Annotated in this window: 18 protein-coding genes; all 18 read left to right on the forward strand. The window is 60.4% G+C overall.

Features of this window, described 5'->3' with window-relative positions:
- Positions 1–149: 149 nt before the first annotated feature.
- Positions 150–2,375: an NADP-dependent isocitrate dehydrogenase gene (locus tag KGA81_RS25920; RefSeq protein WP_223549796.1), complete on the forward strand. Its 2,226-nt coding sequence runs from the start codon at positions 150–152 to the stop codon at positions 2,373–2,375.
- Between the two features lie 190 nt (positions 2,376–2,565).
- Positions 2,566–3,012, forward strand: coding sequence for an NUDIX hydrolase (locus tag KGA81_RS25925; protein ID WP_223549798.1), 447 nt, complete (start codon positions 2,566–2,568; stop codon positions 3,010–3,012).
- Between the two features lie 59 nt (positions 3,013–3,071).
- Positions 3,072–4,205, forward strand: coding sequence for a tRNA 2-thiouridine(34) synthase MnmA (gene mnmA, locus KGA81_RS25930; protein ID WP_223549800.1), 1,134 nt, complete (start codon positions 3,072–3,074; stop codon positions 4,203–4,205).
- Entirely contained in the window at positions 4,202–4,825 is a 624-nt protein-coding gene (gene hflD / locus KGA81_RS25935) for a high frequency lysogenization protein HflD (protein ID WP_223549801.1), read from the forward strand. The genes mnmA and hflD overlap by 4 nt, the downstream gene beginning before the upstream one ends.
- A gap of 124 nt (positions 4,826–4,949) precedes the next feature.
- Positions 4,950–6,320, forward strand: a complete 1,371-nt coding sequence (gene purB / locus KGA81_RS25940) for an adenylosuccinate lyase (protein WP_223549803.1) — start codon at positions 4,950–4,952, stop codon at positions 6,318–6,320.
- Between the two features lie 86 nt (positions 6,321–6,406).
- Complete coding sequence (locus KGA81_RS25945; RefSeq protein ID WP_223549805.1) at positions 6,407–7,576, forward strand: cupin domain-containing protein; 1,170 nt, start codon at positions 6,407–6,409, stop codon at positions 7,574–7,576.
- On the forward strand, positions 7,569–7,994 hold the full coding sequence (locus KGA81_RS25950) for a GNAT family N-acetyltransferase (RefSeq protein ID WP_223549807.1): 426 nt from the start codon (positions 7,569–7,571) through the stop codon (positions 7,992–7,994). The genes KGA81_RS25945 and KGA81_RS25950 overlap by 8 nt, the downstream gene beginning before the upstream one ends.
- 371 nt (positions 7,995–8,365) lie before the next feature.
- Positions 8,366–9,127 (forward strand): secretin N-terminal domain-containing protein, encoded by a 762-nt coding sequence (locus tag KGA81_RS25955; RefSeq protein ID WP_223549809.1) that lies wholly within the window; start codon positions 8,366–8,368, stop codon positions 9,125–9,127.
- 473 nt (positions 9,128–9,600) lie between these two features.
- Positions 9,601–10,926 carry an isocitrate lyase gene (gene aceA, locus KGA81_RS25960; RefSeq protein ID WP_223549811.1) on the forward strand — a complete coding sequence of 442 codons (1,326 nt, stop codon included), beginning with the start codon at positions 9,601–9,603 and terminating at the stop codon, positions 10,924–10,926.
- A 628-nt stretch (positions 10,927–11,554) separates the two neighbouring features.
- Positions 11,555–11,968 (forward strand): NADH-quinone oxidoreductase subunit A, encoded by a 414-nt coding sequence (locus KGA81_RS25965; protein ID WP_003223812.1) that lies wholly within the window; start codon positions 11,555–11,557, stop codon positions 11,966–11,968.
- Between the two features lie 10 nt (positions 11,969–11,978).
- Positions 11,979–12,653, forward strand: a complete 675-nt coding sequence (locus tag KGA81_RS25970; RefSeq protein ID WP_007970441.1) for a NuoB/complex I 20 kDa subunit family protein — start codon at positions 11,979–11,981, stop codon at positions 12,651–12,653.
- 73 nt (positions 12,654–12,726) lie between these two features.
- On the forward strand, positions 12,727–14,511 hold the full coding sequence (gene nuoC, locus KGA81_RS25975; protein ID WP_223549813.1) for an NADH-quinone oxidoreductase subunit C/D: 1,785 nt from the start codon (positions 12,727–12,729) through the stop codon (positions 14,509–14,511).
- A gap of 2 nt (positions 14,512–14,513) precedes the next feature.
- The gene (gene nuoE / locus KGA81_RS25980) at positions 14,514–15,011 is read left to right on the forward strand and encodes an NADH-quinone oxidoreductase subunit NuoE (protein WP_008020715.1); all 498 of its coding nucleotides are present in this window, start codon (positions 14,514–14,516) and stop codon (positions 15,009–15,011) included.
- On the forward strand, positions 15,008–16,363 hold the full coding sequence (gene nuoF / locus KGA81_RS25985) for an NADH-quinone oxidoreductase subunit NuoF (protein ID WP_223549815.1): 1,356 nt from the start codon (positions 15,008–15,010) through the stop codon (positions 16,361–16,363). Before nuoE ends, nuoF begins: the two co-directional genes overlap by 4 nt.
- A 137-nt stretch (positions 16,364–16,500) precedes the next feature.
- Positions 16,501–19,215, forward strand: coding sequence for an NADH-quinone oxidoreductase subunit NuoG (nuoG, locus tag KGA81_RS25990; protein ID WP_223549817.1), 2,715 nt, complete (start codon positions 16,501–16,503; stop codon positions 19,213–19,215).
- A complete protein-coding gene (gene nuoH / locus KGA81_RS25995) occupies positions 19,212–20,219 on the forward strand; it encodes an NADH-quinone oxidoreductase subunit NuoH (protein WP_046037838.1) in 1,008 nt (335 codons plus the stop codon). The genes nuoG and nuoH overlap by 4 nt, the downstream gene beginning before the upstream one ends.
- Positions 20,220–20,229: 10 nt before the next feature.
- A complete protein-coding gene (gene nuoI / locus KGA81_RS26000; RefSeq protein ID WP_007970449.1) occupies positions 20,230–20,775 on the forward strand; it encodes an NADH-quinone oxidoreductase subunit NuoI in 546 nt (181 codons plus the stop codon).
- Positions 20,776–20,784: 9 nt separating this feature from the next.
- A complete protein-coding gene (gene nuoJ, locus KGA81_RS26005; protein WP_053161453.1) occupies positions 20,785–21,288 on the forward strand; it encodes an NADH-quinone oxidoreductase subunit J in 504 nt (167 codons plus the stop codon).

Genomic DNA, 21,288 nt, shown 5'->3' on the forward strand with positions numbered 1-21,288 from the left:
CCGGCCACTTGACGCCCTACTGATGCACCCAACATCACAGCAACGAAACCTCGATATTCGGCTCATGGATGACTTTGAACGAACGCGCTTACCCGGCGCCCTCGAGTTTCTGCGCACGCTTTAGCAAAGAAGAGAGAGTTAATCCGAATATGCCCACCCGCTCGAAGATCATCTATACCTTCACCGACGAAGCTCCTGCCCTCGCCACCTATTCACTGTTGCCTATCGTAGAGGCGTTCACCGCCTCGGCTGATATCGCCGTTGAAACCCGCGATATCTCTCTTGCAGGGCGCATCCTGGCCAGCTTCCCCGAGCAACTGGGCGACAAAGCCGTAGCCGACCACCTCGCCGAACTGGGCGCCCTGGCCGTTACGCCTGAAGCCAACATCATCAAGCTGCCGAACGTCAGCGCTTCGGCTCCACAACTGCAGGCGGCGATCAAAGAGCTGCAAGCCCAGGGCTACGCACTGCCGGACTACCCTGAAACCGTCACCAGCGACGCCGACAAAGAAGCCAAGGCGCGCTACGACAAGATCAAGGGCAGCGCCGTGAACCCGGTTCTGCGTGAAGGCAACTCCGACCGCCGCGCGCCGCTGTCGGTCAAGAATTACGCACGCAAGCACCCGCACAAAATGGGTGCCTGGGCCAAGGACTCCAAGTCCCACATCGCGCACATGAGCACCGGCGATTTCTACGGCAGCGAAAAAGCCGCCCTGATCGACGCCGCTGACGCCGTGAAAATCGAACTGATCGCTCAAGACGGCACCGCCACCGTCCTGAAAGAAAAGACCAGCGTACAAGCCGGCGAGATCCTCGATTGCGCAGTACTGAGCAAAAACGCCCTGCGCAGCTTCATCGCGGCCGAAATCGAAGACGCCAAGGCACAAGGCGTGCTGCTGTCGGTTCACTTGAAAGCCACCATGATGAAGGTCTCCGACCCGATCATGTTCGGCCAGATCGTTGCCGAGTTCTATAAAGACGCACTGACCAAGCACGCTGAAGTGCTGGCACAGATCGGCTTTAACCTGAACAACGGCATCGGCGACCTGTACGCTCGCATCAAGGCGTTGCCTGCCGAGCAGCAAGCGCAGATCGAAGCTGACATCCAGGCGGTCTACGCCGTTCGCCCTTCCCTGGCGATGGTCAACTCCGACAAAGGCATCACCAACCTGCACGTGCCGAGCGACGTGATCGTCGACGCCTCGATGCCGGCGATGATCCGTGACTCCGGCAAGATGTGGGGCACCGACGGCCAGCTGCACGACACCAAGGCCGTGATCCCGGATCGCTGCTACGCCACCATCTACCAGGCTGTGATCGAAGATTGCAAAGCCAACGGTGCGTTCGATCCGACCACCATGGGCAGCGTGCCGAACGTTGGCCTGATGGCGAAGAAAGCCGAAGAGTACGGCTCCCACGACAAGACTTTCCAGATCAAGGCTGACGGCGTGGTTCGCGTCACCGACAGCAAGGGCACCCTGCTGATGGAACAGGCTGTTGAAGCCGGCGACATCTTCCGCATGTGCCAGACCAAAGACGCGCCGATCCAGGACTGGGTCAAACTGGCCGTCAACCGTGCTCGCGCAAGTGCGACCCCGGCGATCTTCTGGCTGGACCCGATGCGCGCCCACGACGGCGTGGTGATCGAGAAAGTTCAGGCTTACCTGAAGGATTACGACACTGCCGGTCTGGACATCCAGATCATGGCCCCGGTCGACGCCATGAAGTACACCCTGCAGCGCACCCGCGAAGGCAAGGACACCATCTCGGTCACCGGTAACGTACTGCGCGACTACCTGACCGACCTGTTCCCGATCATGGAACTGGGCACCAGCGCCAAGATGCTGTCGATCGTGCCGCTGATGAACGGCGGTGGCCTGTTCGAAACCGGCGCCGGCGGTTCGGCTCCAAAGCACGTCCAGCAATTGCTGGAAGAGAACTTCCTGCGCTGGGATTCGCTGGGTGAGTTCCTGGCCCTGGCCGCGTCCCTGGAACACCTGGGCGTGACCTACAACAATCCAAAGGCGCTGGTACTGGCCAAGACCCTGGACCAGGCTACCGGCCAGTTCCTGGACAACAACAAGTCGCCATCGCGCAAAGTCGGCAACATCGACAACCGCGGCAGCCACTTCTACCTGGCGCTGTACTGGGCTCAGGCCCTGGCCGCCCAGACCGAAGACACTGCACTGCAAGCGCAGTTCGCGACCCTGGCCAAGACCCTGACCGAGAACGAGGCGACCATCGTTGCCGAACTCAACGCCGTTCAGGGCAAGCCAGTGGACATCGGCGGTTACTACCACGCCGACGCCGAGCTGATCAGCAAGGCCATGCGCCCAAGCGCAACCTTCAACGCGGCTGTCGCTGCGCTGGTGTAAGGTTGTAAGGGAACATCACAAACCCCGGCCTTGTGCCGGGGTTTGTGTTTCTGGCTGAAGCACGCAACCCTGTAGGAGCTGGCTTGCCAGCGAAGGCGGTCTATCATTCGACATTTTTATCGACTGACCCGCCGCATTCGCTGGCAAGCCAGCTCCTACAGGGGCAGCATTTCAACATCAAGGACATCTCATGGACTGGAAACCCCACATCACCGTCGCCACCATCGTCGAAGACAACGGCCGCTTCCTGATGGTCGAAGAACTCAAGCACGGACGCGTGGTGCTCAATCAGCCCGCCGGTCATCTGGATCCCAATGAAACCCTGACCGAAGCCGCCGTGCGCGAAACCCTCGAGGAAACCGGCTGGGACGTCGAGCCGACCGGCGTACTGGGCATTTACCTGTACACCGCCCCGAGCAACGGCGTGACGTACCAGCGGGTCTGCTTCATCGCCAAACCACTGAAACACCACGCGGATTATCAACTGGATGACGGCATCGTCGGCGCCAAGTGGTTGACCCGCGAGGAGTTAATCGAGCAGCGCGACAACTGGCGCAGCGAGCTGATCATCCGCTGCATCGACGACTATCTGGCAGGCCAGAACTTCGGCCTCGAATTGATCCGTCCTTCTCTTTAGCCATGCGGGCTCCAGCCTGATAGAATCGCGTCCTTTTTCAAGACACTCATTGAATCCCTATGCGTGATCCAGCCCCTTCTGACACACAAAAGAAGCGCGTCATTGTCGGCATGTCCGGCGGCGTGGACTCTTCCGTTTCCGCCCTCCTGCTGATCGAGCAGGGCTATGAGGTGGAAGGCCTGTTCATGAAGAACTGGGAAGAAGACGATGGAACGGAATACTGCACCGCCATGGATGACCTGGCGGATGCTCAAGCCGTGTGCGACAAAATTGGCATCAAGCTGCACACCGCCAACTTCGCCGCCGAGTACTGGGACAACGTGTTCGAGCATTTCCTGGCCGAATACAAGGCCGGACGCACGCCGAACCCGGACATCCTGTGCAACCGTGAAATCAAGTTCAAGGCGTTCCTCGACTACGCCATGGTGCTTGGCGCCGACCTGATCGCTACCGGTCACTACGTGCGTCGCCGCGACATCGACGGCCGCACCGAACTGCTCAAGGGCCTGGATCCGAACAAGGACCAGAGCTACTTCCTGCACGCCGTCGGCGGTGAACAGATCGCCAAGACCCTGTTCCCGGTCGGCGAGCTGGAAAAACCGCAAGTACGCGCCATCGCCGAGAAATACGAGCTGGCGACTGCGAAGAAGAAGGACTCCACCGGGATCTGCTTTATCGGCGAGCGCCGCTTCAGCGACTTCCTCAAGCAGTACCTGCCGGCACAACCGGGCGACATCAAGACCACCGAAGGTGAAGTCATCGGCCGTCATCACGGCCTGATGTACCACACCATCGGCCAGCGCCAGGGCCTGGGCATTGGCGGGCTGAAAGATGCCAGCGATGAGCCGTGGTACGTGCTGATCAAGGACCTGGAACACAACGAGCTGATCGTTGGCCAGGGCAATGATCACCCGTGGCTGTTCTCCCGCGCCCTGCTCGCTTCCGATATCTACTGGGTCAACCCGATCGATCTGAGCCAGCCACGCAAGCTGACCGCCAAGGTTCGTTATCGCCAGAGCGACCAGCCGTGCACCCTGGAAAAAACCGCCACGGGTTATCGCGCAACCTTCGATGATCCGCAACGCGCGGTCACCCCAGGCCAGTCCGTGGTGTTCTACGACGGTGAAATCTGCCTCGGCGGCGGCGTGATTGAAGTAGCCGAGCCGTGGACGAGCAAGGGCCAGGCCCTATGAACCCGATTCAGGAGCAACTGACAGCACTGGGCGGCGTATTTCTCGCCGCCGTGCTGGTGGACAGGATTGCCAAGTCCGGCCAGACCAACGAAGCCGGACTGACTTGCATGCTCGGTAGCCTGCTGATCCGCGACCCCAAGGACACTCTGGAAGTCTATGGCGGCGACGACATCAACCTGCGCGAAGGCTACCGCGCGCTGATCGGCGCCCTCGAACGCGACCCGAGCGCCCTGCAGCGCGAACCGCTGCGTTATGCCTTGGCCATGCTTGGCCTTGAGCGTCAGCTGGCCAAGCGCACCGACATGCTCGACGTGATCGGCAAGCGTCTGCCGCAGATTCAGTCCCAGGTCGAACACTTCGGCCCGGCCCACGAAAACGTGATCGCCGCCTGCGGCGCGCTGTATCAGGACACCCTGAGCACCCTGCGCCAACGCATCCAGGTGCACGGCGACATGCGCAACCTGCAACAACCGAGCAATGCCTCGAAAATTCGCGCCCTGCTGCTGGCCGGTATCCGTTCGGCACGCCTGTGGCGGCAATTGGGCGGTCATCGCTGGCAGCTGGTGATCAGCCGCCGCAAATTGCTCAAAGAGCTTTACCCGTTGATGCGTAACGAATAACCCGCATCGACAGCACCGAACATAGCAATACGCGTAATACGCCGGTCAGTTGGCGACGGACCGGCGGATTTTTTCATGTATGATACGCGCCCCATTTCGTTGCCCGACTGTCCGAGAACACCCCATGCAGCTCTCTTCGCTCACTGCGGTTTCCCCTGTTGACGGCCGCTACGCCGGCAAAACCCAGGCCCTGCGCCCGATTTTCAGCGAATACGGCCTGATCCGTGCCCGCGTTCTGGTTGAAGTGCGCTGGCTCCAGCGCCTGGCCGCTCACCCTGCCATCAGTGAAGTGCCGGCGTTCTCCGCGCAAGCCAACGCTGTGCTCAACACCCTGGCGGAAAACTTCTCTCTGGAGCACGCCGAGCGCGTCAAAGAGATCGAGCGCACCACCAACCACGACGTCAAGGCCATCGAATACCTGCTCAAAGAGCAGGCGGCCAAGCTGCCGGAACTGGCCAAGGTCAGTGAATTCATCCACTTCGCCTGCACCAGTGAGGACATCAACAACCTGTCCCACGCCCTGATGCTGCGCGAAGGCCGTGATGACGTGATGCTGCCGCTGATGCGCCAGACCGCCAACGCCATCCGCGAACTGGCGATCCGCTTCGCCGACGTACCGATGCTGTCGCGCACCCACGGTCAACCGGCCTCGCCGACCACCCTGGGCAAAGAACTGGCGAACGTGGTTTACCGCCTGGAGCGCCAGATCGCTCAAGTCGCTGCCGTTCCACTGCTGGGCAAGATCAACGGCGCTGTCGGCAACTACAACGCCCACCTGTCGGCCTACCCCGAGATCGACTGGGAAGCCAACGCCCGCGCCTTCATCGAAGACGAGCTGGGCCTGGGCTTCAACCCGTACACCACGCAGATCGAACCGCACGACTACATTGCCGAGCTGTTCGACGCGATCGCGCGTTTCAACACCATCCTGATCGACTTCGACCGCGACATCTGGGGCTATATCTCCCTGGGTTATTTCAAACAGCGCACCATCGCTGGTGAAATCGGTTCGTCGACCATGCCGCACAAGGTCAACCCGATCGACTTCGAAAACTCCGAAGGCAACCTGGGTATCGCCAACGCACTGTTCCAGCACCTGGCGAGCAAACTGCCAATCTCCCGCTGGCAGCGCGACCTGACCGACTCCACCGTACTGCGCAACCTCGGTGTCGGCTTCGCCCACAGCGTGATCGCCTACGAAGCCAGCCTGAAAGGCATCAGCAAACTGGAGCTCAACGAGCAGAAGATTGCCGCTGACCTGAACGCCTGCTGGGAAGTGTTGGCCGAGCCGATCCAGACCGTGATGCGTCGCTACAACATCGAAAACCCGTACGAAAAGCTGAAAGAACTGACCCGCGGCAAGGGCATCAGCCCAGAAGCGCTGCAGACTTTCATCGACGGCCTGGACATGCCAGCCGCCGCCAAGGCCGAGCTGAAATTGCTCACCCCGGCGAACTACATCGGCAACGCTGTAGAACAAGCCAAGCGCATCTGATCGACCGCTAGACCCCTTTAAGACGCCCGGCCGCGCCGGGCGTTTTTATTCCCGTCTGAAAAGTGCAATTTTTCAATAGGTTACACATGAATCCTGATATTCCTCTTCAACTTCTGGGCGGCATCACGGCACGGGAATTCCTGCGCGACTACTGGCAGAAAAAGCCGCTGCTGATCCGTCAGGCCATTCCTGATTTCGAAAGCCCGATCGACGCCGACGAACTGGCCGGCCTGGCGCTGGAAGAAGAAGTCGAATCGCGACTGATCATCGAGAATGGCGAGCGCCCATGGGAACTGCGTCGCGGCCCGTTCGCCGAAGATGAATTCAGCAAGCTGCCTGAAACTGACTGGACCCTGCTGGTGCAAGCCGTGGATCAGTTCGTCCCGGAAGTCAGTGAACTGCTGGGAAACTTCCGCTTTCTGCCGAGCTGGCGCATCGACGACGTGATGATCAGCTACGCCGCGCCGGGTGGCAGCGTTGGTCCGCACTTCGACAACTACGACGTGTTCCTGCTGCAAGGCCACGGCAAGCGCAACTGGAAGATCGGCCAGATGTGCAGCACCGAGAGCCCGATGCTGGCTCACGCCGACCTGCGCATTCTCTCCGAATTCGAAGCCACCGATGAATGGGTGCTGGAACCGGGCGACATGCTCTACCTCCCGCCGCGCCTGGCCCACTGCGGCGTTGCCGTCGATGAATGCATGACCTACTCGGTGGGCTTTCGCGCACCGAGCGCCGCCGAAGTGCTGACCCACTTCACCGACTTCCTCAGCCAGTTCCTGTCGGACGAAGAACGCTACACCGACGCCGACGCCGTGCCGACTGCCGACCCTCACCAGATCCAGCGCGACGCACTCGACCGCCTGAAAAGCCTGCTGGCCGAGCACATGAGTGACGAGCGCCTGCTGCTGACCTGGTTCGGCCAGTTCATGACCGAGCCACGCTACCCGGAACTGGTGGTGGGCCCGGAAGACGTCGAAGAAGAGGACTTCATGTCCGCCCTGGAGCAAGGCGCGATCCTGATTCGCAACCCGAGCGCACGCCTGGCGTGGTCCGAAGTCGATGACGACCTGCTGCTGTTCGCCAGCGGCCAGAGCCGCTACCTGCCGGGCAAACTGCGCGAACTGCTGAAAATGATCTGCGCCGCCGACGCGCTGCACGCCGACAACCTCGGCGAATGGCTGAGCGACGAAGACGGCCGCGGCCTGCTGTGCGAGCTGGTCAAGCAAGGAAGCCTGGGGTTTGCCGATGAATAAGATTCGCGTACGTGTCGCAGACTGGCAAAAGGACAACGCCGAGATCCGGCGCATTCGTGAAGCGGTGTTCGTTGCCGAGCAGTCAGTTCCGCCTGAACTGGAATGGGATGCCGATGACATTGACGCAGTGCATTTCCTCGCTTATGAAGGCGACTTTCCAATCGGTACCGCCCGCCTGCTGCCCGATGGGCACGTCGGCCGGGTGTCAGTACTCAAGGACTGGCGCGGCCTGAAAGTCGGCGATGCGCTGATGCAAGCGGTGATTGGCGAAGCCGAAGAGCGCGGACTCAAGCAGCAGATGCTCAGCGCCCAGGTACAAGCCACGGCGTTCTATGAGCGCCTGGGCTTTCACATGGTCAGTGAGGAGTTCCTGGAAGCCGGGATTCCGCATGTGGACATGGTTCGGCATTCGGCCTGATACCTTGTGGCGAGGGGGCTTGTCGGAATGCCGCACCACCCCGTTGGGCTGCGCAGCAGCCCTAAAATCTTGGGGCCGCTTCGCGACCCAACGGGGGCAAGCCCCCTCGCCACAAAAGCTGCATGCAAACACCACAAAACGCCCCGCCATCAACCGATGCCGGGGCGTTTTGCTGTCTACCATTCAACTTGCCCCATCCCGGGCCGACAAACTGACAATATCAACACTTGTAGGAGCGAGCTTGCTCCGGGCGGCGTTCCGACGATGGTCGTCAACGGTAATGCGTGAAGTCTGACACCCCGCGGCGCTCTCAAGTCCATCGCGAGCAAGCTCGCTCCTACACACACACCACAAAGCCGGAGATAACGGACATGTCCCTACGCACCCTGCTCACCACACTGCTGGTGACCTGCAGTTTTTCGGTCTTGGCAGCCACCGAAATCGTGCCGCTGAACTACCATACCAGCGCCGACATGCTGCCCGTGGCGCAGGATTTCATCGGCAAGGACGGCCAGGTCAGTGCCTACGGCAGTCAACTGATCGTCAACGCCGATCAGCGCAAAATCGACGAACTTAAAGCCCTTCTTTCCCAACTCGATACAGCACCCAAGCGCCTGCTGATCACTGTCGACACCAGCGACAACAACTTCCAGGGCGACCAGAATTACTCGGTGAATGGTGCCAAACCCAGCCAGACACACACCATCAACTACAGCACCGACAGTCGCGACGGCGGCATTCAGCAAGTGCAGGCCAGCGAAGGCGCGCCAGCACTGATCCAGGTCGGCCAGAGCGTGCCGATCACCAGCAGCCAGAGCGACGCCTATGGCGGTTACCGCAACCAGACTGAATACCGCAACGTCACCCAGGGTTTCTACGTCACGGCAAACGTCACCGGCGACATCGTTCACCTGTCGATCAGTACCAACCGTGACCGTATGAGCCAGGAGCGTCCCGATGTAGTGAACGTACAAAGCACCGACACAACCGTCACCGGCCACCTCGGTGAGTGGATCCTGCTGGCCGGGGTCAACGGCCAGACCCAGGCCGACAAACAAGGCCAGACCCGCAGTTACTCGACCCAGAGCCGCAACGACATGACCTTGCGGGTGAAAGTCGACACCCTGGACTAAAGCACCAAAAACTGACTGACGAGTCGTATTAGACTAAAGATGTAGTGCCAGAAAAAAAGCACTACAAAACGTTTGACGAGCCAAAAAAGCGAAGGCATGATGGCCTCGCTCCCGCTAATCAGAGGCCCTGGCAAGGGCCTTCGAAGCGATGTTCGCACCTACCCCGCGAACCGCTTCGTGTCTGTACCGCCCACAAGGTGTGTTTGACGAGGTTGTCGACTGGAACGAAGTTGTCCCGAGGGACGGAAGCGTTATAGGTAACCCGGCACCACACTGATGTTCGCACCAAGGCCCACGACGCCCGAATGCGCCCGCAGTTCGCCTTTACCTGCTCACTTCCCCTCGAGCCGATCGTTCATCCCGTCGCCCTCCCCGCCGAATCCGACTTGACCGCTCAAGCTTCTGGTCAGCGAGCGCAGGAATTTTCCACCGCAGAACAACTTTTCATAAAGACGCGACGAGGTTTATCTCCCATGGCACTGACACGCGAACAGCAAATTGCAGCCCTCGAAAAAGACTGGGCTGAAAACCCGCGCTGGAAAGGCGTGACACGCACTTACTCCGCTGCTGACGTCGTCCGCCTGCGTGGCTCGGTTCAACCTGAGCACACCTTTGCAAAAATGGGCGCCGAGAAGCTGTGGAACCTGGTCACCCAGGGTGCCAAGCCGGCCTTCCGTCCTGAGAAAGATTTCGTCAACTGCATGGGCGCCCTGACCGGCGGCCAGGCCGTACAACAGGTCAAGGCCGGTATCCAGGCGATCTACCTGTCGGGCTGGCAAGTGGCTGCGGACAACAACTCCGCCGAATCGATGTACCCGGACCAGTCGCTGTACCCGGTGGACTCGGTTCCAACCGTGGTCAAGCGCATCAACAACTCGTTCCGTCGCGCCGACCAGATCCAGTGGAAAGCCGGCAAGAACCCGGGCGACGATGGCTACATCGACTACTTCGCACCCATCGTGGCTGACGCTGAAGCCGGCTTCGGCGGCGTACTGAACGCTTACGAGCTGATGAAGAGCATGATCGAAGCAGGCGCCGCCGGCGTTCACTTCGAAGACCAACTGGCTTCCGTGAAAAAATGCGGCCACATGGGCGGCAAGGTACTGGTTCCTACCCAGGAAGCCGTACAGAAGCTGACCGCTGCCCGTCTGGCGGCCGACGTTGCCGGTACTCCGACCATCATCCTGGCCCGTACCGACGCCAACGCCGCTGACCTGCTGACCTCCGACTGCGACCCGTACGACAAGCCATTCGTGACCGGCGAGCGTACTCAGGAAGGTTTCTACAAGGTTCGCGCCGGTCTGGACCAGGCCATCGCTCGCGGCCTGGCCTACGCGCCGTACGCCGACCTGATCTGGTGCGAAACCGCCAAGCCGGACCTGGAAGAAGCCCGTCGCTTCGCCGAAGCGATCAAGAAGGAATACCCGGACCAACTGCTGTCGTACAACTGCTCGCCTTCCTTCAACTGGAAGAAAAACCTGGACGACGCGACCATCGCCAAGTTCCAGCGCGAACTGTCCGCCATGGGCTACAAGCACCAGTTCATCACCCTGGCCGGCATTCACAACATGTGGCACAGCATGTTCAACCTGGCGCACGACTACGCCCGCAACGACATGACTGCCTACGTGAAGCTGCAAGAGCAGGAATTCGCTGACGCCGCCAAGGGCTACACCTTCGTCGCGCACCAGCAGGAAGTGGGCACCGGCTACTTCGACGACATGACCACCGTGATCCAGGGTGGCTCGTCCTCGGTAACCGCACTGACCGGTTCGACTGAAGAAGAACAGTTCCACTGATCTGCTTCGCCTGAGCAAACGGCCGTTGCGGACCCACTAGAAACCGCAACGCCGCAAATCTGACGCCCCGACTGGTTCGGGGCGTTTTTTTTGCCTGCGATTTCACCCATCCTTGTAGGAGCTGGCTTGCCAGCGAAGAGGACCGAAAGCCATGCATTGAATGAACGGACGCCTTCGCTGGCAAGCCAGCTCCTACGGGTTTCGCGTCACAATCACTGCCCGGGTGAAACATTGATCCAGAGCGCCATCACTGTCAGAAAAATCCGCTAAAACGCACTCCGCCGCTACTTGCTGTAACGCTCATATAAGGCAACTTCCCGAGTATCCGAAGGCCAAGCAGTTTAAAAACCACTACAAATAATACTGATTATCATTTATAGGCAACAATGTTCGTTACATTCCTTACAAAACATAATTGACGAAATTCCGGCTAATGCCCGAGCCGCAAGGCCTGTGGGCGTTTTAAGGCTCGCTATGTCCTTATTCCTATAATAAATTTCGCTACAGGAATTTTACTTGCCGGGTGTTTAGCCATAAAATCAGCGGGATTGATTGCTGCGACATATCGTCACTGCTTTTGTTTCTTTTCAAGCTCAGAGACCTTTGCTCTCTGTTAAGGATTACCAGCATGCCCGAAGCGACAGGACTCATGGCCCATAACTGGGGCTTTGCCATTTTCCTTCTAGGCGTCGTCGGCCTCTGCGCCTTCATGCTGGGCGTCTCCAGCCTCCTTGGGTCAAAAGCCTGGGGCCGCAGCAAAAACGAACCGTTCGAGTCCGGCATGCTACCTACAGGTGGCGCCCGCTTGCGGCTCTCAGCCAAATTCTATCTGGTCGCGATGCTCTTCGTGATCTTCGATATCGAAGCCCTCTTTCTCTTTGCCTGGTCTGTGTCCGTCCGCGAAAGCGGCTGGACCGGATTCGTCGAAGCTCTCGTTTTCATAGCAATTCTGTTGGCAGGCCTTGTCTACCTATTCCGAGTGGGCGCCCTTGACTGGGCTCCGGAAGCTCGGCGCAAGCGGCAAGCGAAGCTGAAACAATGAGGCTTTGGCAATGCAATACAATCTCACCAGGATCGACCCCGATGCTCCTAACGAGCAGTATCCGATTGGCCAGCGGGAAACCGTTTCCGATCCGTTAGAAGATCAAGTCCACAAAAACATTTTCATGGGCAAGCTCGAAGACGTGCTTAACGGCACGATCAACTGGGGGCGCAAGAACTCCCTGTGGCCGTACAACTTCGGTCTTTCGTGCTGCTACGTGGAAATGACCACCGCCTTCACGGCGCCCCACGACATCGCGCGCTTTGGCGCCGAGGTTATCCGGGCATCGCCGCGTCAGGCGGATTTCATGGTTATCGCCGGTACCTGCTTCATCAAGATGGCGCCGATCATTCAGCGTCTCTACGAGCAAATGCTCGAGCCTAAATGGGTCATCTCCATGGGTTCGTGCGCCAACTCCGGTGGCATGTACGACATCTACTCAGTCGTTCAAGGGGTGGACAAGTTCCTGCCCGTGGACGTCTACGTGCCTGGCTGCCCGCCCCGCCCTGAAGCTTTCCTGCAAGGCCTGATGCTGTTGCAGGAGTCGATTGGACAGGAGCGTCGCCCACTTTCCTGGGTCGTTGGCGATCAAGGCGTGTACCGCGCCGAGATGCCTTCCGAAAAGGAAAAGCGCCGCGAACAGCGTATTCAGGTAACCAACCTGCGCAGCCCCGACGAAGTCTGATCCAGATCTGCCTCTTTCCATGGAACGAGAACCTGGCTTCATTCTTTACGTTGACCGAAAGCGATAAATAACCATGACTACAGGCAGTGCTCTGTACATCCCGCCTTACAAGGCAGACGACCAGGATGTGGTCGTCGAACTGAACAACCGTTTTGGCTCGGAGGCGTTCACCGCCCAGCCTACCCGCACCGGCATGCCGGTGCTTTGGGTTGCCCGCGCCAAACTCGTCGAAGTCCTGACTTTCCTGCGCAACCTGCCCAAGCCGTACGTCATGCTCTATGACCTGCATGGCGTGGACGAGCGTCTGCGCACCAAGCGTCAAGGGCTGCCGAACGGCGTCGACTTCTCCGTGTTCTATCACCTGATGTCGATCGAACGTAATAGTGACGTGATGATCAAGGTCGCCTTGTCCGAGAGCGACCTCAACCTGCCTTCCGTCACCAGCATCTGGCCGAACGCCAACTGGTACGAGCGTGAAGTCTGGGACATGTACGGCATCCACTTCACCGGCCACCCGCACCTGTCGCGTATCATGATGCCGCCGACCTGGGAAGGTCACCCGCTGCGCAAGGACTTCCCGGCCCGTGCCACCGAGTTCGACCCGTTCACCCTGAACCTGGCCAAGCAACAGCTCGAGGAAGAATCCGCGCGTTTCAAGCCGGAAGACTGGGGCATGAAGCGTTCCGGCCCGAACGAGGACTACATGTTCCTCAACCTTGGCCCGAACCACCCTTCCGCCCACGGTGCGTTCCGCATCATCCTGCAGCTGGACGGCGAAGAGATCGTCGACTGCGTGCCGGACGTCGGTTACCACCACCGTGGTGCCGAGAAAATGGCCGAGCGTCAGTCCTGGCACAGCTTCATCCCGTACACCGACCGTATCGACTACCTCGGCGGCGTGATGAACAACCTGCCGTACGTGCTCTCGGTCGAGAAGCTGGCCGGCATCAAGGTGCCGGAGAAGGTCGACGTCATCCGCATCATGATGGCCGAGTTCTTCCGGATCACCAGCCACCTGCTGTTCCTGGGTACCTACATCCAGGACGTCGGCGCCATGACCCCGGTGTTCTTCACCTTCACCGACCGTCAGCGCGCGTACACGGTGATCGAAGCCATTACCGGTTTCCGCCTGCACCCGGCCTGGTACCGCATCGGTGGCGTCGCCCACGACCTGCCGCGGGGCTGGGAAAAACTGGTCAAGGATTTCGTCGAGTGGATGCCCAAGCGCCTGGACGAATACCAGAAAGCCGCACTGGACAACAGCATCCTGCGTGGCCGGACCATCGGCGTCGCCGACTACAACACCAAAGAGGCCCTGGAATGGGGTGTCACCGGTGCCGGCCTGCGTTCGACCGGTTGCGATTTCGACCTGCGTAAAGCGCGCCCGTACTCGGGCTACGAGAACTTCGAATTCGAAGTGCCGCTGGCCGCCAATGGCGATGCCTACGACCGCTGCATCGTGCGTGTCGAGGAGATGCGCCAGAGCATCAGGATCATCGACCAGTGCCTGCGCAACATGCCGGAAGGCCCGTACAAGGCGGATCACCCGCTGACCACGCCGCCGCCGAAAGAGCGCACCCTGCAGCACATCGAAACCTTGATCACGCACTTCCTGCAAGTTTCGTGGGGCCCGGTCATGCCGGCCAACGAATCCTTCCAGATGATCGAAGCGACCAAGGGCATCAACAGTTATTACCTGACGAGCGATGGCGGCACCATGAGCTACCGCACCCGGATTCGCACCCCAAGCTTCCCGCACCTGCAGCAGATCCCTTCGGTGATCAAAGGCAGCATGGTCGCGGACTTGATTGCGTACCTGGGTAGTATCGATTTCGTTATGGCCGACGTGGACCGCTAAGCATGAATAGCACGCTTATCCAGACAGACCGTTTCACCTTGAGTGAAACCGAGCGCTCGGCCATCGAGCACGAGCTGCATCACTACGAAGACCCGCGCGCGGCGTCGATCGAAGCCCTGAAGATCGTCCAGAAGGAACGCGGCTGGGTGCCGGACGGCGCCTTGTACGCCATCGGCGAGATCCTCGGCATCCCGGCCAGCGACGTTGAAGGTGTGGCCACGTTCTATAGCCAGATCTTCCGTCAGCCAGTGGGCCGTCACATCATTCGCGTCTGCGACAGCATGGTCTGCTACATCGGCGGCCACGAGTCCGTGGTCAGCGAAATCCAGAGCAAGCTGGGCATCGGCCTGGGTCAGACCACCGCCGACGGTCGTTTCACCCTGCTGCCAGTCTGCTGCCTCGGCAACTGCGACAAGGCGCCGGCACTGATGATCGACGACGACACTTTCGGTGATGTGCAGCCAGCCGGCGTTGCCAAATTGCTCGAGGGCTACGTATGACCCTGACTTCCTTCGGTCCTGCCAACCGCATCAAGCGTTCGGCCGAGACTCACCCGCTCACCTGGCGTTTGCGTGACGACGGCGAAGCCGTCTGGCTCGACGAATACCAGGCCAAGAACGGTTACGCCGCTGCGCGCAAGGCCTTCGCCGACATGGCCCAGGACGACATCGTCCAGACCGTGAAAGATTCCGGCCTCAAGGGTCGCGGCGGTGCAGGTTTCCCCACTGGCGTGAAGTGGGGCCTGATGCCCAAGGACGAATCCATCAACATCCGCTACCTGCTATGCAACGCGGATGAAATGGAGCCGAACACCTGGAAAGACCGCATGCTGATGGAGCAATTGCCCCATCTGCTGATCGAAGGCATGCTGATCAGCGCCCGCGCCCTGAAAACCTACCGTGGCTACATCTTCCTGCGTGGCGAGTACACCACCGCCGCCAAGCACTTGAACCGTGCCGTGGAAGAAGCCAAGGCTGCTGGCCTGCTGGGCAAGAACATCCTGGGTTCGGGTTTTGATTTCGAGCTGTTCGTCCACACCGGCGCCGGGCGTTACATCTGCGGTGAAGAAACCGCATTGATCAACTCCCTCGAAGGCCGCCGCGCCAACCCGCGCTCCAAGCCGCCGTTCCCGGCTGCCGTTGGCGTGTGGGGCAAGCCGACTTGCGTGAACAACGTCGAGACCCTGTGCAACGTGCCGGCGATCATTGCCGACGGCGTGGACTGGTACAAGTCCCTGGCTCGCGAAGGCAGCGAAGACATGGGCACCAAGCTCATGGGCTTCTCCGGCAAGGTCAAGAACCCTGGCCTGTGGGAACTGCCGTTCGGCGTCACCGGTCGCGAACTGTTCGAAGACTACGCCGGCGGCATGCGCGACGGTTACAAGCTCAAGTGCTGGCAGCCTGGCGGCGCCGGTACCGGCTTCCTGTTGCCGGAACACCTGGACGCACAAATGTACGCCGGCGGCATCGCCAAAGTCGGCACCCGTATGGGTACCGGCCTGGCCATGGCGGTGGACGACAGCGTCAACATGGTGTCTTTGCTGCGCAACATGGAAGAGTTCTTCTCCCGCGAATCCTGCGGCTTCTGCACCCCGTGCCGTGACGGTCTGCCGTGGAGCGTCAAGCTGCTGCGCGCGATCGAGAACGGTGAAGGGCAAGCCGGCGACATCGAGACCCTGCTGGGTCTGGTCGGTTTCCTCGGTCCGGGCAAGACCTTCTGTGCTCACGCACCGGGTGCCGTGGAGCCGTTGGGCAGCGCAATCAAATACTTCCGTCCAGAGTTCGAAGCCGGTATCGCGCCTGCCAGCGCCGCCGTCCCGCCTCTGGCAAAGCCGATCCTGGTCGGCGCGTAAACGCTTAAAAAAGGCGAAGGGTCCGTGCCCTTCGCTTTTCGTGTGATGACGCCTTTAACGGCTGTGTTGATTCACGCGGATAACAAGATTCCATTAGCCACGCCCGCTGACACCGGGCCAACGAAGAACTTTGAACCATGGCCACTATCCACGTAGACGGCAAAGAGCTCGAAGTCGATGGGGCAGACAACCTGTTACAGGCATGTCTGTCGCTAGGCCTCGATATCCCTTATTTCTGCTGGCACCCTGCCCTTGGCAGCGTTGGCGCTTGCCGCCAGTGCGCGGTCAAGCAGTACACCGACGAGAACGACACCCGTGGTCGTATCGTCATGTCCTGCATGACCCCTGCCACCGACGGCACCTGGATCTCCATCGAAGATGAAGAGTCCAAGGCCTTCCGCGCCAGTGTTGTCGAATGGCTGATGACCAACCACCCTCACGACTGCCCGGTCTGTGAGGAAGGCGGTCACTGCCACCTGCAAGACATGACGGTAATGACCGGCCACAACGAGCGCCGTTACCGCTTCACCAAGCGTACTCACCAGAACCAGCAACTGGGCCCGTTCATTTCCCACGAAATGAACCGCTGCATCGCTTGCTATCGCTGCGTGCGCTTCTATAAGGACTACGCCGGCGGCACCGACCTCGGCGTGTTCGGCGCCCACGACAACGTGTACTTCGGTCGTGTTGAAGACGGCGTGCTGGAAAGCGAATTCTCCGGCAACCTCACCGAGGTCTGCCCGACCGGTGTGTTCACTGACAAGACTCACTCCGAGCGCTACAACCGCAAGTGGGACATGCAGTTCTCGCCGAGCATCTGCCATGGCTGCTCCAGCGGTTGCAACATCTCCCCGGGCGAGCGTTACGGCGAGCTGCGTCGCATCGAAAACCGCTACAACGGTTCGGTGAACCAGTACTTCCTTTGCGACCGTGGCCGTTTCGGCTATGGCTACGTCAACCGCGAAGACCGCCCGCGTCAGCCATTGCTGGCCAACGGCGCCAAGCTGAGCCTCGACGAAGCGCTGGATAAAGCCGCCGACCTGCTGCGCGGTCGCAACATCGTCGGTATCGGTTCGCCCCGCGCCAGCCTCGAAAGCAACTACGCGTTGCGCGAACTGGTCGGTGCCGAACACTTCTACTCCGGTATCGAAGCGTCCGAGCTGGAGCGCATCCGTCTGGTCCTGCAAGTGCTCAAGGACAGCCCGCTGCCTGTGCCGAACATGCGCGACATCGAAGACCACGATGCCGTGTTCGTCCTCGGTGAAGACCTGACCCAGACTGCTGCACGCATGGCCCTGTCCCTGCGTCAATCGGTCAAGGGCAAGGCCGAAGACATGGCCGACGCCATGCGCGTCCAGCCTTGGCTCGACGCCGCCGTGAAGAACATCGGCCAGCACGCGCTGAACCCGCTGTTCATTGCAAGCCTGGCTGAAACCAAGCTCGACGACATCGCCGAAGAGTGCGTGCATGCCGCTCCCGACGACCTGGCCCGCATCGGCTTCGCCGTGGCCCACGCCCTCGACGCCAGCGCACCGGCCGTTGAAGGTCTGGACACTGAAGCCCTCGAGCTGGCCAAGCGCATCGCCGACGCCCTGCTCGCAGCCAAGCGCCCGCTGATCATCGCCGGTACTTCCCTGGGCTCCAAAGCGCTGATCGAGGCTGCTGCCAACATCGCCAAAGCGTTGAAGCTGCGCGAGAAGAACGGTTCCATCAGCCTGATCGTGCCTGAGGCCAACAGCCTCGGCCTGGCCATGCTCGGTGGCGAATCGGTCGACGCCGCGCTGCAAGCGGTGATCTCTGGTCGTGCCGACGCCATCGTCGTGCTGGAAAACGATCTGTACACCCGTACCGACAAAGCCCTTGTCGATGCCGCCCTGACCGCCGCGAAAGTGCTGATCGTCGCCGACCATCAGAAGACTGCCACCAGCGATCGCGCGCACCTGGTTCTGCCAGCCGCCAGCTTCGCTGAGGGCGACGGTACCCTGGTCAGCCAGGAAGGCCGCGCCCAGCGCTTCTTCCAGGTTTTCGACCCGCAATACATGGACGCGAGCATCCTGGTTCACGAAGGCTGGCGCTGGCTGCATGCCCTGCGTGCAACCCTGCTGAACAAGCCAATCGACTGGACGCAACTGGACCACGTCACTGCCGCCGTTGCTTCGAGCACTGCGCAACTGGCCGGCATTGTCGACGCTGCGCCGTCCGCCGCGTTCCGCATCAAGGGCATGAAACTGGCCCGCGAACCGCTGCGTTACTCCGGTCGTACCGCCATGCGCGCCGACATCAACGTGCACGAACCGCGCACCCCGCAGGACAAGGACACCGCGTTCGCCTTCTCCATGGAAGGTTATTCGGGCTCGGCCGAACCGCGTCAGCAAGTGCCGTTCGCCTGGTCTCCGGGCTGGAACTCGCCGCAAGCCTGGAACAAGTTCCAGGACGAAGTCGGTGGTCACATCCGCGCTGGTGACCCGGGCACCCGCCTGATCGAAACCAGCGGTGACTCGCTGAACTGGTTCGCCAGCGTTCCGCGCGCGTTCAACCCGGCACCAGGTACCTGGCAGGCCGTGCCGTTCTTCCACCTGTTCGGCAGCGAAGAGAACTCTTCGAAAGCCGCTCCGGTTCAGGAACGCATCCCGGCTGCTTATGTTGCACTGGCCAAGTCCGAAGCCGATCGCCTGGGCGTCAACGACGGTGCCATGCTCAGCCTGAACGTGGCCGGCCAGACCCTGCGTCTGCCACTGCGTATCAATGAAGAGTTGGGCGCCGGTCTGGTGGCACTGCCTGCGGGCATTGCCGGCATTCCGCCAGCCATCTTTGGCAAACCCGTTGACGGTCTGCAGGAGGCAGCGCAATGACCTTGTTCACTCCTGAAGTGATCGACATCATCATCGCGGTCCTCAAGGCCGTGGTGATTTTGCTCGCCGTGGTGGTTTGCGGCGCCCTGCTGAGCTGGGTCGAGCGTCGTCTGCTCGCCCTCTGGCAGGATCGTTACGGTCCGAACCGCGTCGGCCCGTTCGGTGCGTTCCAGATCGCCGCCGACATGATCAAGATGTTCTTCAAGGAAGACTGGACCCCGCCGTTCGCCGACAAAGTGATCTTCACTTTGGCGCCGGTCGTGGCCATGAGCGCCTTGCTGATTGCCTTCGCAATCATCCCGATCACCCCGACCTGGGGTGTCGCGGACATCAACATCGGCATCCTGTTCTTCTTCGCCATGGCTGGCCTGTCGGTCTACGCGGTACTGTTCGCCGGCTGGTCGAGCAACAACAAGTTCGCCCTGTTGGGCAGCTTGCGGGCCTCGGCACAAACCGTGTCGTACGAAGTGTTCATGGGCCTGTCGCTGATGGGCATCGTGATCCAGGTCGGCTCGTTCAACATGCGCGACATCGTCGAATACCAGGCGCAGAACCTGTGGTTCGTCATTCCGCAGATCTTCGGTTTCCTGACCTTCTTCATCGCTGGCGTCGCCGTGACTCACCGTCACCCGTTCGACCAGCCGGAAGCGGAACAGGAACTGGCCGACGGTTACCACATTGAATACGCCGGCATGAAATGGGGCATGTTCTTCGTCGGCGAGTACATCGGCATCGTGTTGATTTCGGCGCTGCTGGTAACCTTGTTCTTCGGTGGCTGGCACGGTCCGTTCGGCATTCTGCCGCAGATCCCGTTCATCTGGTTCGCGTTGAAAACCGCGTTCTTCATCATGTTCTTCATCCTGTTGCGCGCCTCGATTCCGCGCCCACGGTATGACCAAGTGATGGATTTCAGCTGGAAGTTCTGCCTGCCGCTGACCCTCGTCAACATGCTGGTGACCGCTGCGATCGTGTTGCTCAACACGCCCGCCGTCGCGGCTCAGTGAGGATAGAATCATGAAGTACATTTTTGACATCGTGCATGGCTTCTACACCCAGCTTCGCAGCCTGGTGATGATCTTCGGCCACGCCTTCCGCAAGCGCGACACGCTGCAGTACCCGGAAGAACCGGTCTACCTGCCGCCGCGCTACCGTGGGCGTATCGTGCTGACCCGCGACCCCGACGGCGAAGAGCGTTGCGTAGCGTGCAACCTGTGCGCCGTGGCGTGCCCGGTCGGTTGCATCTCGCTGCAGAAAGCTGAAACCGAAGACGGTCGCTGGTACCCGGACTTCTTCCGCATCAACTTTTCGCGCTGCATCTTTTGCGGCCTCTGCGAGGAAGCCTGCCCGACCACCGCGATCCAGCTGACGCCGGATTTCGAAATGGCCGAGTTCAAACGTCAGGACCTGGTGTACGAGAAAGAAGATCTTTTGATCTCCGGCCCCGGCAAAAACCCTGATTACAACTTCTATCGTGTTGCAGGTATGGCGATTGCCGGTAAGCCGAAGGGCTCCGCGCAGAACGAAGCCGAACCGATCAACGTGAAGAGCTTGCTGCCTTAAGGAAGAAAGATGGAATTCGCTTTCTATTTCGCATCGGGTATCGCTGTGGTGTCCACGCTTCGCGTGATCACCAACACCAACCCTGTGCACGCCCTGCTCTACCTGATCATTTCGCTGATCGCCGTGGCGATGACGTTCTTCGCCCTCGGCGCACCGTTCGCCGGTGTCCTGGAAGTGATCGCCTACGCTGGCGCCATCATGGTGCTGTTCGTGTTCGTGGTGATGATGCTGAACCTGGGCCCGGCCTCGGTTCAGCAAGAGCGCGTCTGGCTCAAGCCCGGCATTTGGGGCGGCCCGGTCCTCCTCGCCGCGCTGCTGCTGGTGGAACTGCTGTACGTGCTGTTCTCCCACCAGACCGGTGAAGCCATCGGCCACACCACCGTAGACGCCAAGGCCGTGGGCATCAGCCTGTTCGGTCCTTACCTGCTGGTGGTCGAACTCGCCTCGATGCTGCTGCTCGCCGCAGCCGTCACGGCGTTCCATCTGGGCCGTAACGAAGCCAAGGAGCAATGA

The organism is Pseudomonas sp. A-B-19 (assembly GCF_019947515.1).
GTDB lineage: Bacteria > Pseudomonadota > Gammaproteobacteria > Pseudomonadales > Pseudomonadaceae > Aquipseudomonas.

Coding starts and splice junctions, on each gene's coding strand:
- KGA81_RS25920 (WP_223549796.1), top strand. CDS start 150: ATGCCCACCCGCTCGAAGATCATCTATACCTTCACCGACGAAGCTCCT.
- KGA81_RS25925 (WP_223549798.1), top strand. CDS start 2,566: ATGGACTGGAAACCCCACATCACCGTCGCCACCATCGTCGAAGACAAC.
- mnmA (WP_223549800.1), top strand. CDS start 3,072: ATGCGTGATCCAGCCCCTTCTGACACACAAAAGAAGCGCGTCATTGTC.
- hflD (WP_223549801.1), top strand. CDS start 4,202: ATGAACCCGATTCAGGAGCAACTGACAGCACTGGGCGGCGTATTTCTC.
- purB (WP_223549803.1), top strand. CDS start 4,950: ATGCAGCTCTCTTCGCTCACTGCGGTTTCCCCTGTTGACGGCCGCTAC.
- KGA81_RS25945 (WP_223549805.1), top strand. CDS start 6,407: ATGAATCCTGATATTCCTCTTCAACTTCTGGGCGGCATCACGGCACGG.
- KGA81_RS25950 (WP_223549807.1), top strand. CDS start 7,569: ATGAATAAGATTCGCGTACGTGTCGCAGACTGGCAAAAGGACAACGCC.
- KGA81_RS25955 (WP_223549809.1), top strand. CDS start 8,366: ATGTCCCTACGCACCCTGCTCACCACACTGCTGGTGACCTGCAGTTTT.
- aceA (WP_223549811.1), top strand. CDS start 9,601: ATGGCACTGACACGCGAACAGCAAATTGCAGCCCTCGAAAAAGACTGG.
- KGA81_RS25965 (WP_003223812.1), top strand. CDS start 11,555: ATGCCCGAAGCGACAGGACTCATGGCCCATAACTGGGGCTTTGCCATT.
- KGA81_RS25970 (WP_007970441.1), top strand. CDS start 11,979: ATGCAATACAATCTCACCAGGATCGACCCCGATGCTCCTAACGAGCAG.
- nuoC (WP_223549813.1), top strand. CDS start 12,727: ATGACTACAGGCAGTGCTCTGTACATCCCGCCTTACAAGGCAGACGAC.
- nuoE (WP_008020715.1), top strand. CDS start 14,514: ATGAATAGCACGCTTATCCAGACAGACCGTTTCACCTTGAGTGAAACC.
- nuoF (WP_223549815.1), top strand. CDS start 15,008: ATGACCCTGACTTCCTTCGGTCCTGCCAACCGCATCAAGCGTTCGGCC.
- nuoG (WP_223549817.1), top strand. CDS start 16,501: ATGGCCACTATCCACGTAGACGGCAAAGAGCTCGAAGTCGATGGGGCA.
- nuoH (WP_046037838.1), top strand. CDS start 19,212: ATGACCTTGTTCACTCCTGAAGTGATCGACATCATCATCGCGGTCCTC.
- nuoI (WP_007970449.1), top strand. CDS start 20,230: ATGAAGTACATTTTTGACATCGTGCATGGCTTCTACACCCAGCTTCGC.
- nuoJ (WP_053161453.1), top strand. CDS start 20,785: ATGGAATTCGCTTTCTATTTCGCATCGGGTATCGCTGTGGTGTCCACG.